The sequence below is a fragment of the Limnohabitans sp. DCL3 genome (assembly GCF_048019295.1).
Classification (GTDB): domain Bacteria; phylum Pseudomonadota; class Gammaproteobacteria; order Burkholderiales; family Burkholderiaceae_C; genus Limnohabitans_A.
Genome location: NZ_CP171842.1, coordinates 344790 through 359236, shown reverse-complemented (window position 1 = coordinate 359236; position 14447 = coordinate 344790). Strand labels below are relative to the sequence as shown.

12 protein-coding genes are annotated in these 14447 nt (G+C 59.2%); all 12 read right to left on the bottom strand.

Annotated elements, in window-relative coordinates:
• Nucleotides 1-22: 22 nt before the first annotated feature.
• From ACHEXK_RS01630 to rsmH, 12 genes are read right to left on the bottom strand one after another with little or no spacing between them, the layout of a single operon-like run.
• Nucleotides 23-799, bottom strand: a complete 777-nt coding sequence (locus tag ACHEXK_RS01630) for a cell division protein FtsQ/DivIB (protein WP_416547512.1) — start codon at nt 797-799, stop codon at nt 23-25.
• A gap of 8 nt (nt 800-807) precedes the next feature.
• On the bottom strand, nt 808-1773 hold the full coding sequence (locus ACHEXK_RS01625) for a D-alanine--D-alanine ligase (protein ID WP_416547511.1): 966 nt from the start codon (nt 1771-1773) through the stop codon (nt 808-810).
• On the bottom strand, nt 1770-3179 hold the full coding sequence (gene murC / locus ACHEXK_RS01620; RefSeq protein WP_416547510.1) for a UDP-N-acetylmuramate--L-alanine ligase: 1410 nt from the start codon (nt 3177-3179) through the stop codon (nt 1770-1772). Before murC ends, ACHEXK_RS01625 begins: the two co-directional genes overlap by 4 nt.
• A complete protein-coding gene (murG, locus tag ACHEXK_RS01615; RefSeq protein WP_416547509.1) occupies nt 3176-4240 on the bottom strand; it encodes an undecaprenyldiphospho-muramoylpentapeptide beta-N-acetylglucosaminyltransferase in 1065 nt (354 codons plus the stop codon). The genes murC and murG overlap by 4 nt, the downstream gene beginning before the upstream one ends.
• On the bottom strand, nt 4237-5475 hold the full coding sequence (gene ftsW / locus ACHEXK_RS01610; RefSeq protein WP_416548813.1) for a putative lipid II flippase FtsW: 1239 nt from the start codon (nt 5473-5475) through the stop codon (nt 4237-4239). The genes murG and ftsW overlap by 4 nt, the downstream gene beginning before the upstream one ends.
• A gap of 59 nt (nt 5476-5534) precedes the next feature.
• The gene (gene murD / locus ACHEXK_RS01605; protein ID WP_416547508.1) at nt 5535-7313 is read right to left on the bottom strand and encodes a UDP-N-acetylmuramoyl-L-alanine--D-glutamate ligase; all 1779 of its coding nucleotides are present in this window, start codon (nt 7311-7313) and stop codon (nt 5535-5537) included.
• 3 nt (nt 7314-7316) lie between these two features.
• The gene (gene mraY, locus ACHEXK_RS01600; RefSeq protein WP_416547507.1) at nt 7317-8495 is read right to left on the bottom strand and encodes a phospho-N-acetylmuramoyl-pentapeptide-transferase; all 1179 of its coding nucleotides are present in this window, start codon (nt 8493-8495) and stop codon (nt 7317-7319) included.
• Nucleotides 8485-9945, bottom strand: a complete 1461-nt coding sequence (locus ACHEXK_RS01595; protein ID WP_416547506.1) for a UDP-N-acetylmuramoyl-tripeptide--D-alanyl-D-alanine ligase — start codon at nt 9943-9945, stop codon at nt 8485-8487. Before ACHEXK_RS01595 ends, mraY begins: the two co-directional genes overlap by 11 nt.
• Complete coding sequence (locus ACHEXK_RS01590; RefSeq protein WP_416547505.1) at nt 9942-11495, bottom strand: UDP-N-acetylmuramoyl-L-alanyl-D-glutamate--2,6-diaminopimelate ligase; 1554 nt, start codon at nt 11493-11495, stop codon at nt 9942-9944. Before ACHEXK_RS01590 ends, ACHEXK_RS01595 begins: the two co-directional genes overlap by 4 nt.
• Complete coding sequence (locus tag ACHEXK_RS01585) at nt 11495-13228, bottom strand: peptidoglycan D,D-transpeptidase FtsI family protein (protein ID WP_416547504.1); 1734 nt, start codon at nt 13226-13228, stop codon at nt 11495-11497. Before ACHEXK_RS01585 ends, ACHEXK_RS01590 begins: the two co-directional genes overlap by 1 nt.
• Complete coding sequence (ftsL, locus tag ACHEXK_RS01580; protein ID WP_416547503.1) at nt 13225-13521, bottom strand: cell division protein FtsL; 297 nt, start codon at nt 13519-13521, stop codon at nt 13225-13227. Before ftsL ends, ACHEXK_RS01585 begins: the two co-directional genes overlap by 4 nt.
• The gene (gene rsmH, locus ACHEXK_RS01575) at nt 13518-14447 is read right to left on the bottom strand and encodes a 16S rRNA (cytosine(1402)-N(4))-methyltransferase RsmH (RefSeq protein WP_416547502.1); all 930 of its coding nucleotides are present in this window, start codon (nt 14445-14447) and stop codon (nt 13518-13520) included. The genes ftsL and rsmH overlap by 4 nt, the downstream gene beginning before the upstream one ends.

Genomic DNA, 14447 nt, shown 5'->3' with positions numbered 1-14447 from the left:
TTCATTCATTCGCTCTGATCACTCAGAGCTTTTTCTTGCCATCCGTGTCCAGCGTGGTCACACCCCGCAAGCGCAGGGCATAACCGTCTGTGTGCCGCAAATCCGCACCCGTCAAATCCACAGGTGTACGGCCATAACGGGCCGTCACTTGCGACAAGGTTTTGAAAAACACTTTCAACAGCGCCGTCACTTCCGCTTCGCTGCCCCGGCCCAGCTCCAGCAAGGCGCCACGATCCGTTAACACGCGCCAACTGCCCCGTGGCGTCAACTCCAGCTGATCAATGCCCATGTCCATCGTCTCAAAGAGGGGCAACAGATGCCGGTACATCTGCACCACCGTCTCTGACTGGGCATCCGGCCCCTTCAAGCGTGGGAGTTTGTCAATGTCCACGTCTTCCACATTGGCCTCAAACACGCGGCTTTGTTGGTTCACCATCTTGTTGGCACTCTCATCGCCCCACAAGGCCATGGGCTCGTGCTCCACCAACACCGTGCGCAAGCGGTTGGGAAAGTCACGGTGCACGACCGCGTCCCTGACCCAAGGCACAGCCTCAAATGCTTCTTTCGTCCGATTCAAGTCCATCGTGAAAAAATTGCCCTGCAAGTGCGGCACGACATTGGCCCGCAAGGTGATGGCGTTGTTGCGCGTGACCTCCCCTTGCACCGTGATCGCTTTGATCGCGAAAAGGGGGTGGCGCACCAACCACCAAGCCCCACCGCCCAAGAGCAACAGCAGGAAAACAGCCAGCAACGCGCCTGCAGCCATGTTCATGAGGCGAACGTCCAGGGGCAATGGCATGGTGGATTTCACCCTTGCACCTCCTGCACATGGTCCAATGCCGCCGAAGCCAGCAGCTGACAGCACAACTGCGGGTAGCTGATGCCTGCGGCCTTGGCCGACATGGGCACCAAGGAGTGGCCGGTCATGCCGGGTGAGGTGTTGATTTCCAGCAAATAAGGCTGGCGTGTGGCCGCATCGATCATCACGTCAATGCGCCCCCATCCTCTGCACCCCAACACTTGGTAAGCCTTGACAATCAGCGCCTCAATGGCGGCCTCTTCGGCTGCAGGCAAACCACAGGGCACCAGATACTGAGTGTCGTCGGTGAAGTACTTGTTTTGGTAATCGTAATTGCCCTCTGGCGCCACGATCCTGATCATGGGCAAAGCCCGGGCACCATTGCCTTCGCCCAAAACCGGGCAAGTCACCTCGTCACCCACAATGCATTGCTCGCACAGGATATCGGCATCGCACTGGGCGGCAGCCTGGAGTGCCGCGAACAAATCCTGGACCCGCGTGACCTTGGTCACACCAATCGAGGAGCCTTCACGGGCCGGTTTCACAATCAGGGGCAAGCCTAAGCTGGCGACCAAGTCGGTCAAGGACACGCTGTCCAATTCTTGGCGTCGCACCAACACATAACGGGGAGTTGGCAGACCCTCGGCCAGCCAGACCCGCTTGGTCATGGTTTTGTCCATCGCGATGCTCGAAGCCATCACGCCCGAGCCGGTATAGGGCAAGCCCATCAGCTCCAAGGCCCCTTGAACGGTGCCGTCTTCACCAAAGCGACCATGCAATGCAATGAAACAACGGTCAAAGCCCTCGCGCTTGAGTTCGCCCAGGTCACGCTCGGCCGGGTCAAAGGCATGGGCCTCAACGCCCGATGCCAACAGCGCCTGCAAAACGCCCTGGCCTGACATCAAGGACACTTCACGTTCGGCAGATTGTCCGCCCATGAGAACGGCCACTTTGCCCAAATTCAAGTCCTTCATGCAGCCCCCCCCAACTGAAGCACTTGCGCCGGAACAGCGCCAATGGAGCCTGCGCCCATGCAAATGAGCACATCGCCATCGCGGGCATTGCTGAGCACCGCTTGGGGCATGTCGGCAATCGCATCAACGAAGATGGGTTCGACCTTGCCCGCCACACGCAGTGCGCGTGCCAATGAACGACCATCGGCGGCCACAATGGGCGCCTCGCCTGCTGCATACACCTCGGCCAGCAAAACGCTGTCGCAGCCTTGGCCTATCACTTTCACAAAATCCTCGAAGCAGTCACGGGTGCGGCTGAAGCGGTGCGGCTGGAAAGCCAAGACCAAGCGACGACCTGGAAAGGCGCCACGGGCAGCGGCCAAGGTGGCTGCCATCTCGACCGGATGATGACCATAGTCGTCAATCACCGTGAAGTGACCCGCTGCGCCTGGTACGGGCACTTCACCGTAACGCTGAAAGCGACGGCCCACCCCTTTGAAATTGGCCAATGCCCGCTGAACGGCGGCATCCTCCACACCCAATTCCACGGCCACAGCCACAGCAGCCAAGGCGTTGAGCACGTTGTGGAGCCCAGGCAAATTCAAAACCAAGGGCAAATCAGGCATGGTCACACCGTTGCGACGTTGCACGGTGAACCGCATCTGCCCTTGAGCGGCTTGCACATCGACAGCGCGCACTTGCGCACCTTCGTTCAAACCATAGGTGGTCACGGGCCTGGCAATGTCGTTCAGGATGGATTGAACGCCCGGATCGTCCGCGCAGACGATGGCCGTTCCGTAAAAAGGCATGCGGTGCAAAAACTCGACAAATGCGCCCTTGAGTTTGCCCAGGTCATGGCCATAGGTTTCCATGTGGTCAGCGTCGATGTTGGTGACGACTGCCATCACAGGGAGCAAGTTCAGAAACGACGCATCGGACTCGTCGGCTTCCACCACGATGTAATCGCCCGTACCCAGCTTGGCATTGGCACCTGCGCTGTTCAAACGGCCACCAATCACAAAGGTTGGATCCAGTCCCGCTTCGCCCAACACACTGGCCACCAAGCTGGTGGTGGTGGTCTTGCCATGCGTGCCGGCAATGGCCACGCCCTGCTTCATGCGCATCAACTCTGCCAGCATCACCGCACGGGGGACGATCGGAATATGGCGCTCACGGGCGGCCAGTACTTCTGGGTTGTCGGCTTTGACGGCGGTGGAAGTGACCACCGCATCGGCGTCTTTCACATTGTCTGCAGAGTGCCCCACATGCGTGGCGATGCCCAAAGTTGCCAAACGCCTCAGCGTGGCGCTGTCCGACAAGTCCGAGCCTGAGATTTGATAACCCAAATTCAGCAACACTTCGGCGATACCGCTCATGCCCGAGCCGCCAACACCGATGAAGTGGATTTTACGGATGGCGTGTTTCATGCTGCCAACTCCTCACAAGCCATCACGACCTCCCGAGTCGCATGTGTTTTTTTCTGTGCGTGTGCTTTTTCAGCCGCAACCAACAGCCGTTCACGTGTCATGCCCATCAAGAAATCGGCCAGCGTTTGCGGCGACAGATCGGCTTGTGGCATGAGCCAGCCACCACCTTGCGTCACTAAAAACTGTGCATTGGTGGTTTGGTGGTCATCCACGGCATATGGGAATGGAACGTAGACGGCAGCCACGCCGACCGCTGCCAACTCGGTCACGGTGCTGGCGCCAGCGCGGCAAATGACCAAATCGGCCTGGGCAAATGCCCAAGCCGTGTCGTCAATGAAAGGCGTCAACTCGGCCTCAACACCTGCTGCTTGGTAATTCGCGCGCAATGCGTCGATTTGCTTCGCGCCACTTTGGTGAACCACCACGGGGCGGGCCGCCATGGGCATCAAGGCCAGGGCCTGAGGCACGGTGTCGTTCAGGGCCTTGGCACCGAGGCTGCCGCCGACCACCAGCACGCGCAAAGGACCTGTGCGGCCAGCAAAACGTTCAGCCGGTGCCGCTTGTTCGGTGAATGCGTGGCGCAGCGGGTTGCCCACCCAATGCCCTTGCTTGAACACACCCGGAAATGCGGTGAACACACGGTCTGCCACTTGGGCCAGCACTTTGTTGGCCATCCCGGCCACCGTGTTTTGCTCATGCAGGACCACCGGCTTGCCGCTGAGTGTCGCCATCATGCCGCCAGGGAACGTGATGTAACCGCCCAAACCCAACACCACATCGGGTTGGACACGGCGCACCACTTGCCAACTTTGCCAAAAGGCACGCAACAGCTTCAAAGGCATGAGCGTCAGGGTTTTCAAGTTTTTGCCACGCACACCACCAAAGGTCACGGGCTCAAAGGTGAAGCCACGCGGCGGCACCAACTGACTTTCCATGCTGTTGGGCGCACCCAACCAGTGGACGCGCCAACCGGCATCGCGCAATGCTTCGGCCACGGCCAAGCCCGGGAAAATATGCCCACCTGTTCCGCCAGCCATGACCAGGGCACATTTGGCGTTCATGAGCGACCTCCGCGCATCATCTGTTTGTTTTCGGCATCGATGCGCAGCACCACGGCGATGGCGATCAAGTTCATCATGATGGCCGAACCGCCATAGCTCATCAGTGGCAAGGTCAAGCCTTTGGTGGGCAATGCCCCCAGGTTCACGCCCATGTTGATGAACGCTTGAAAACCAATCCAGATCCCCACGCCTTGGGCGACCAAGCCGGAAAACACCTTGTCCAAGGCGATGGCTTGCCGACCGATCACCATGATGCGGCGGCTGAGCCACAAAAACAGGCAAATCACCAAGGTCACACCGACCAGTCCGAACTCCTCACCAATCACGGCCAACAAAAAGTCGGTGTGGGCCTCAGGTAACCAATGGAGCTTCTCCACACTGCCGCCCAAGCCCCCCCCCCAAACCTCGCCTCGGCCAATGGCGATCAAGGAATGCGACAGCTGGTACCCTTTGCCCAAAGCGTGCTCGGCGCTGAAAGGGTCCAAATAGGCAAAGATGCGATCACGGCGCCAAGGTGAAGCCGCAATCATGGCCATAAAGGCGCCCACCAAGACGGCAAAAATCAGGAAAAACATGCGGGCGTTCACGCCACCCAAAAACAAAATACCCATGGCGATGATCGCGATCACCATGAACGCCCCCATATCGGGTTCGGCCAACAAAAACACGCCCGCCAGCCCCACGGCAGCCCCCATGGGCAAGACCGCACGGAAGAATCGTTCTTTCACGTCCATCTTTCGCACCATGTAATCGGCGGCATAAATGATGGTGGCAAATTTGGCCAACTCAGAGGGTTGGAAGTTCATGATGCCAAATGAAATCCAACGTCGCGCCCCATTGACCCCTTTGCCGATGAAAGGCAGCAGCACCATGGCCAACAAAATCAGCGCGACCACAAACAGTGGCCTGGCCACCTTTTCCCAGGTTTCTGTGGGCACTTGGAAGGCGAGCAAGGCCATGATGGCGCCCACCACCATCGAGACCACATGCCGGGTCAGAAAATGCGTCTGGGAGTACCGCGCAAAGCGTGGGTTGTCCGGCATCGCAATGGAGGCCGAATACACCATGACCATGCCCCACATCATCAAAGCCACCACCACCCAAACCAGCGTTTGATCGATGCTGTGCAAGCGGGCGCCGGAGTTCATGCTTTGCCGGCTGGCGTCGTAGCCCCCCAGATTGACGGGCAAACTGCCCGATGCTGCCCCTGTGGTTGCCCAACCTTGGCCTGTCAAGAGTTGGCCAAGGCGAGAGAGACCGGCCTGAAGGCGCTGCGAAAAAGTCAGTGCATCACTCACAGTCCCCCCTCCATGGCGACGCCGGCAGCTTCGGCCAAATGGGCCACCGCTTGGCAAAACACCGCAGCCCGATGGCCGTAGTTGTCAAACATGTCAAAACTGGCGCAGGCGGGCGACATCAGCACCGCATCGCCGCTTTGGGCCAAGCGGGCCGCTTGGCTCACGGCATCGACCATGTCGGTGGCATCGTGCAACGCCACGTTGGTGTTCTGCAGCACCTCACGGATCCGGTGTGCATCACGCCCGATCAGGACCACGCCACGGGTGTAGCGAGACACGGGCTCGGCCAAGGGCGAGAAGTCTTGCCCCTTGCCATCGCCACCCAAAATGACCACCACACGGCGATCGGCACCCAAGCCTTGCAGGGCAGCGACCGTGGCGCCCACGTTGGTGCCCTTGCTGTCGTCAAAAAATTCGACCTCATTGATGATGGCCACCGGCTCCACCCGATGGGGCTCACCGCGGTATTCGCGCAGGCCATAGAGCATGGGGCCCAAGGCGCAACCTGCGCTGCTGGCCAATGCCAAAGCAGCCAGCGCATTGACAGCATTGTGTCGCCCGCGAATGCGCAGAGCATCCGCGGGTATGAGGCGCTGAAAGTGCAATTCTTCCGCTGCGTCTTTGCGACGGCGGCGTGTTTCGTCGGCTTCGAGTGCGCGTACCAGCCAAGTCATGCCGTGGGTCACTTCAATGCCGAAGTCTCCTGGGCGCTGGGGCATGTCGCCGCCAAATGTCAAGTGGCCACGCTCGATGGGTTTTTGCAATTTCACTTTGATGGGGGCTGGACGCATGGCCATGACCTGCAGGTCGTCACGGTTCAGAACCATGAGGGCTTGCGTGCCAAAAATACGGGCTTTGGCTTGACCATAAGCGGCCATGCTGCCATGCCAATCCAAGTGGTCTTGTGACAGATTGAGCACCGTGGCGGCTGTGGGTTCAAAACCCTCGCTGCTGTCGAGTTGAAAGCTCGACAACTCCAACACCCAGACTTGAGGGAGGGCTTGAGCCATGGGGTGCACAAGCACTGGCGCTGCGGACATCATCGGCGTCAGCGGCGTTTCATCATCGTCCCCATCGGCGGCGTCTTCTGCCAAGGTGTCCAGAATTTCTTGCGCGTCGCTCAAGTCGCCCATGGCCTGAGCAGGCACAGCTGAAAGGTCCTCTGAATGTGGTGCGTCGGCTTTCTCGCCGCCTTCGGTCTGCACGGGCGGCTGAGTTGGACTGTCCTGCTCAGCATGTCCAGCCTGCTGCTCGACATGCACCTGCGCTTCTGACATCGCCTGGGTCAAGGTGTCGAGCAAGGTCGGGCCGATGTTGCCCGCCACTTGCACCGTTTTGCCTGCCCGCGCCACCAGCTGCCCCGTCAGCGACGTCACGGTGGTTTTGCCATTGGTGCCCGTGATGGCCAAGACTTTGGGGGTGTAAGCAAATCGTGATTTCAAGTCCTGCAACGCGGCAGCAAACAAGCTCAACTCACCACCTTGCCACAAACCCATGGCTTGGGCGGCGTCGACGACGGGCGCCACGACGTCGGGTGCGAGGCCCGGGCTACGGAAAACGGCTCGCACCGCTGTGCCTTCCACCAAACTGGCCATGAACGGCCCCGACACAAAACGCACGGCAGGCCATTCGGACTGCAAAACCGCCAATTGGGGCGGCGTATCACGGGTGTCGGCCACCGTCACCTCAGCTCCGGCATGCGCGCACCAACGGGCCATCGCCAAGCCCGAAGCGCCCAAACCGAGAATCAGAACGTGTTGACCTTGCAGCTGCATGATTTATCTCAGCTTCAGTGTCGACAAGCCGACCAGACACAGCAGCATGGTGATGATCCAAAAACGCACAACCACCTGCGTTTCTTTCCAGCCGCTCTTTTCAAAATGGTGGTGCAAGGGCGCCATCTTGAGGATGCGACGGCCTTCGCCATATTTTTTCTTGGTGTATTTGAAGTAAGTCACCTGCGCCATGACCGAAAGCGCTTCGACCACAAAAATGCCGCCCATGATGGCCAAGACAATTTCCTGCCGCACGATCACGGCAATGGTGCCCAGGGCTGCACCCAGCGCCAGAGCCCCTACATCGCCCATGAACACTTGAGCCGGATGGGTGTTGAACCACAAGAATGCCAAGCCTGCACCCGCCATGGCGGCGCAAAAAATCATCAATTCACCCGAACCCGGGATGTACGGAAAAAACAGGTACTTGGAATAAACAGAGCTGCCTGTGACATAGGCGAACACCCCCAGCGCCGAGCCCACCATCACCACCGGCATGATGGCCAAACCATCCAAGCCATCGGTCAGATTGACCGCGTTGCTCGATCCCACGATCACCAGGTACGTCAGCACCACAAAGCCCAGCACGCCCAGTGGGTAATTGACCTCTTTGAAGAAGGGCACTTGCAAACCAGCCTTGGGCGGCAAATTCACATCAAAGCCCGACATGACCCACTGGGCAAACAAGTCGAGCACACGCAGGTTGGAGACTTCCGAAATGCTGAAGACCAGGTACAGCGCAGCCAACAAGCCGATGACCGATTGCCAAAAATACTTTTCGCGCGAGCGCATGCCCTCTGGGTCTTTGTTGACCACTTTGCGCCAGTCATCCACCCAGCCAATGGCCCCAAAGCCCAGGGTCACGATCAAGACAATCCAAACAAAACGGTTGGAGAGGTCAAACCACAACAAGGTGGAAATGGCGATCGACAACAAAATGAGCACACCGCCCATGGTGGGTGTGCCGCTTTTGGACAGATGTGACGCCATGCCGTAGCCACGGATGGGCTGACCGATCTTGAGCGAAGTCAAGCGGCGGATGACCATGGGGCCTGCGGCCAAACCGATCAATAGCGCCGTCATCGCAGCCATCACGGCACGGAAGGTGATGTATTGGAAAACACGCAAAAAGCCCCACTCAGGGGACAAACTTTGCAACCACTGGGCCAGGCTAAGCAGCATGGGGCTCCCCTTTTTTATTGTTGTGTTGTGCGTGGTGGGCAGCGCCAGTGGTCAAAAGGGCTTCGACGATGCGCTCCATCTTCATGAAACGCGAGCCTTTGACCAGAACACTTTGAAACGCCTCCACTTGGGCCGTGGTCACCGTCAAGAGCTTGTCCGTGTCGGAAAAGTGTTGCGCCCCACCAAAGGCCTGAGCCGCGTGCGCACACAATTCACCCACGGTGTAGAGCGCCTCGATCCCGCGTTGGGCGGCATAAGCGCCCACTTCGGCGTGAAACTCAGCGCCTTGGTTGCCCACTTCACCCATGTCACCCAAAACCAACAAACGCGGCGCAGGCAATTCGGCCAAAACATCGATGGCGGCGCGAACCGAATCGGGGTTGGCGTTGTAGGTGTCATCCACCAAAGTGATGTCATGAGCTGAGGTGTGCAACACCAGTGCACGCGAGCGGCCCTTGACAGGTTCAAATGCGATCAAGCCTTGCGCCACTGCCGTCAAAGGCACGCCCGCGGCCAAGGCGCAAGCACTGGCGGCCAAGGCATTTTTCACGTTATGGCGACCGGCAATGTGCAAATGCACCGGGGCAATTCCTTGCACTGTTTGGAGGGTGAACGCCCATGCACCCGATTGCCAGAGCACGCCGGCACAATGGACTTCGGGGGATGAATCAAACGCTTGTGCCGCCATGGAAAAAGTGCTCTGCGCACGTTGACCTGACAAGTTTGTCCAGACCGAGGTGAAAGCATCGTCCGCGGGGAACACGGCCACACCTGACGCAGGCAAGGCTTGCAACACGGCGCCATTTTCATGGGCCACAGCTTCAACCGTGCCCATGAACTCTTGGTGCTCGCGCTGCGCGTTGTTCACCAGTGCCACAGTCGGCTGGGCCAACTTGGCCAGGTAGGCAATTTCGCCGGGATGGTTCATGCCCAACTCGACCACAGCCACGCGGTGGTGAGAACGCAAATTGAACAAGGTCAACGGCACACCAATGTCGTTGTTCAGGTTGCCCTGGGTGGACAAAGCGTCATCCCCTGCATGGGCGCGCAAAATGGACGCGATCATTTGCGTCACCGTGGTTTTGCCATTGCTGCCCGTCACCGCAATCACGGGAAGTTCGAACTGAGCGCGCCAGCCTGCAGCCAACTCACCCAAAGCCACGCGCGCATCGGGCACCACGATGGCAGGCAAGCCGTGTGCTTGAGCCGACGCCTCACCAGAGGCCTCGCACACCACAGCCACCGCACCTTGCGCTTTGGCCTGGGCCATGAACGCTTGGCCGTCAAAACGCTCACCACGCAAGGCCACGAACAAGTCGCCAGGCTGGATGCTGCGGCTGTCGGTGTGCACGCGCTCGGCGACCAGCGCCTGAACATTCACACCCCGAGCTTGGCCAAGCCAGCCCTGAGCCACATCCAATTTCAACTGCATCGAGGTCTTGGTGCTCATGCCACTGCCCCATGCTGCCTTGTGGCACGTTGCTGCAGCGCCATGCGCACATGCGCCTCATCCGAGAATGGATGCTGAACACCCATGACCTCTTGTGTTGTCTCATGCCCTTTGCCTGCGACCAAGACCACGTCCTGGGGGGCTGCTTGGACCACGGTTTGGGCAATGGCCAAAGCACGGTCAATCTGGACATGGGCCCGCATAGGGTGTTGCAAGCCAGCCACCATCGCCATCAAAATGGCTTCGGGCTGCTCCGATCTCGGGTTGTCACTGGTCAGAACCACTTGGTCAGATACCGCCTCGGCAGCCGCGGCCATCAATGGGCGTTTGCTGGCGTCTCGATCCCCGCCACACCCCAATACGCACCATAAGCGCCCTCCGCGAAGCTTGGCCTGCGAGCGCAAAGCCGACAACGCATGGACGACGGCATCGGGCGTGTGGGCGTAATCCACCACCACCAATGGCGCATTCTGGTCCTCTTGTGCGTCGGTATGGCACACGTGAACACCGACGCGTTGCATGCGGCCAGGCACAGCGCTCAGGTGCGCACAAGCGGCCACAGCCGTAGCCAGATCAAACCCCAAGGCACGCAAACTGCCAATCACGCCCAACAGATTGTCGATGTTGTAGTCCCCAATCAAGCGCGTGTGCAGCGTCTGCACTTGTGCGCCTTCGATGACGTCAAATGCCAGACCGTCGGCATGGGTCAGGGGTTTGGCCTGCAAACGCGCCGGGGAATGGCCCACCGAAAGCTTCGAACAAGTCCAAACCTCCAGGACACCACCCTCGAGTTGCTGGGCCAAGGTGGCCCCATGCGCGTCATCGATGTTGATGACAGCCGCCTGCAAACCAGACCATTGAAACAGGGCGGCTTTGGCGGACCAATAAGCCGCCATGTCGCCGTGGTAATCCAAGTGGTCTTGGGTGAAATTCGTGAACACCGCCACGCCAATGCGCGTGCCATCCAAGCGGTGCTCTGCCAGTCCGATGGACGAGGCTTCGATGGCGCAATGGGTCACGCCTGCATCGGCAAAAGTTCGGAATTGTCGCTGCAGCAAAACAGGATCGGGTGTGGTCATGCCGGTGCTCACCAACTGGGGCAACTGGCCCACACCCAAGGTCCCCACCAAGCCACAGGCTTGTTGCAAAGTGGGCGAAGACAAGGCTTGCGCCAACCACCATGCCGTTGAAGTTTTGCCATTGGTGCCGGTCACAGCCAACACCTTCAAAGCCTGACTGGGATGCTCGTAATAGGCATCGGCCACCCAGCCGGTCTGAGCCTTCAGGCTGGACATGCAGGCCAATTTGTCATCCGCATGATGCGCTTGCAGACCTGCCAACCAAGGACTGTGACCCGCCTCTTCCATCAAGCAAGCCGTAGCCCCTTGCGCCAAAGCTTGGGCCATGTAGCGGCGACCATCGGTGGCTGCTCCTGGCCAGGCGATGAAGCCGTCGCCTGCTTGCACCAAGCGGCTGTCTGTTCGCAATTCCCCTTTGACGCGGGTGCGCAGCCAACGGGCGGCTTCAGGGGCGTTGTGCAGCATCTGCATCAGAACGACTCCTCGACCGACTTGGCCACAATTTGGGGCTTGACCGCCATGTCGGGCTGAACACCCATCATGCGCAAAGTTTGCTGTACGGTCTGGCTGAACACGGGTGCGGCCACATCGCCGCCGTAATAACGGCCATTGCTAGGCTCGTCGATCATCACGGCCACCACGATACGGGGGGCCTCGATCGGTGCCATGCCAACAAAAAAGCCGCGGTACTTTTTGCCCGCGTAGCCCTTGCCCTCTTGTTTGTGGGCCGTACCGGTTTTTCCGCCGACCGAATACCCCATGGTTTGCGCTTTTTGAGCTGTGCCACCGGGGCCGGCCGCCATCTGCAGCATCTTGCGCATGGATTTGGCGTTTTCGGCGCTGAACACGCGCACGCCTTGCACCTGCTGCTCGGCTTTCATGAGTGTGGCTGGCACCACCTCACCGTCGCGTGCAAACACGGTGTACGCACGCGCTACTTGGAACAAACTGCCCGAAATGCCATAGCCATAGCTCATGGTGGCCTGCTCGATGGGCCGCCAGGTTTTGTAGGGACGCAAACGCCCGCTGACCACGCCGGGGAAAGGCAGCTGAGGCTTTTGACCAAAACCCACTTGTGCAAACATTTCCCACATTTCGCGAGGCTGCAACTGCATCGCCATTTTCACGGTGCCCACGTTGCTCGATTTCTGAATCACTTCATTCACCGTCAATACGCCGTGCGGATGGGCATCAGAGATGGTTGAACCCGTGATGGTGATGCGACCAGGCGCTGTCTGTATGGGCGTTTCGGGCTTGACCAAACCTTTTTCCAAAGCCAGTGCCACCGCAAAAGGCTTCATGGTCGAGCCGGGCTCAAAAGTGTCGGTCAGGGCGCGATTACGCAGCTGCTCACCGCTCAAGTTGACGCGTTTGTCGGGTGAATAGCTGGGGTAATTGGCCAACGCCAACACTTCACCCGACTGAGCGTCCAGCACCACCACACTGCCTGCTTTGGCTTTGTGTTCCAGGACGGCTTCACGCAATTTTTGGTAGGCAAAGAACTGGACTTTGCTGTCGATGCTCAGTTGCAAATCTTCGCCATCGACCGGTGGCACGGTCTCACCCACGTCTTCGACAACCCGGCCCAGGCGATCTTTGATGACACGGCGGGAACCGGGCTTGCCCGATAACTGCTTCTGAAACACCAACTCCACACCTTCTTGCCCCTGGTCTTCCACATTGGTGAAGCCCACGATGTGCGCGGCAGCCTCGCCCTCAGGGTACAGGCGCTTGTATTCTTTGATGTCGTATACGCCCTTGATGCCCAACGCCAAGATTTGCTTGACCACAGGCTCGTCCATTTGCCGGCGCAGCCAGACAAAAGTTTTTTCTTCATCCTTGAGTTTTTTATCCAACTCGGCAGGCGACATGTCGAGCAAGCGGGCCAATTCACGCAGCTTGGCGGGATCACGCTCGATGTCCTCTGGATTGGCCCAAATGCTGGGCGCCGGCACGCTGGACGCCAACAGCATGCCATGGCGATCCAGCACACGGCCCCGGTTAGCGGGCAAGGTCAACGTGCGGGCAAAACGCACCTCACCTTGGCGCAAGAAAAAATCGTTGGCGAACACTTGAACATAGGCAGCGCGGGCAATCAAGCCCGTGAAGCCCAGTGCGATGGCCGCCACAATGAATTTGCTACGCCACACCGGCGTCTTGCTGGCCAACAAAGGACTGGACGAGAGCTGGACGCTGCGGCTCATGGGCGCGACTCCTGCACGGCGGTGGCCGCGCCCGGGGCACTCACGTATTGGGTGATGCCGGGCGAAGCCGGACGCATTTGCAGCTGCTGGCGCGCGATTTGCTCAACACGCAATGGTGTGGCTTGCGCGCGTCGCTCAACCTGCAGGCGATCGTGGTCCACCTCCAAGCGTTTGGCCTCCTTATTGGCCGATTCCAGCGCCATGAACAAGCGGCGTGTTTCGTACTGGCTGTGCACCAAGGCCAGCGCGCTGACCAACACGGCCAGCAACAGAAAAATACTCAGGCGGGTCATGCCGCCACCTCTGTGCGCTCGGCCATGCGCATGATGGCGCTGCGCGAGCGCGGGTTGGCGCGCACCTCGGCCTCACTGGGACGAATACGGCCGTGGGTCTTCAAGCGCATCTTGACCGGCTCTGCAAAGGGCACGCGACGGTCCACCACCTCTTTGGTGTGTTTGGCCATGAACTGTTTGACGATGCGGTCTTCCAAGGAATGGAAACTGATCACCACCAAACGCCCCCCTGGGGCCAACACCTGCAAACTGGCCACTAGCGCTTGTTCGAGCTCCGCAAGCTCTGCGTTGATGAAAATCCGAAAAGCCTGAAATGTCCGCGTTGCAGGGTTCTGGCCCGGCTCGCGAGTTTTGACCGTGTCAGCCACGAGCTGGGCCAAATCGGTGGTGGTTGAAATTGGGCCCCGCTCTTGTCGGCGAGCCACAAGCGCCTTTGCAATCTGAAAAGCAAACCGTTCTTCGCCATAGTCACGTATCACCTCCGTGATTTGATCCACCTCTGCGGTGGCCAACCAATCGGCCACACTTTGTCCGCGCGTGGTGTCCATGCGCATGTCCAGTGGGCCGTCAAAACGAAAAGAAAAACCCCTCTCGGGGCTGTCAATTTGGGGAGAACTGATGCCCAGATCCATCAAGACGCCGTCGACACTGCCCGCAGGCAGTTCACCCAGGTTCGAAAAGCCTTCATGGCGAATCGAAAACCGACCGTCCGCAATGCGCCCGGCTTCCGCAATGGCTTCAGGGTCTTTGTCAAAGGCTTGCAAACGACCTTGCGCCGACAAGCGGGAAAGAATCAGGCGAGAGTGCCCGCCACGCCCAAAGGTGGCATCGACATAAGTGCCATCCACCCCTGCCGAAGCCTTCAACAGCTCTTGCACAGCCTCATCCAAGAGCACCGTGGTGTGGGTCAATGCGTTCTCGGTCAT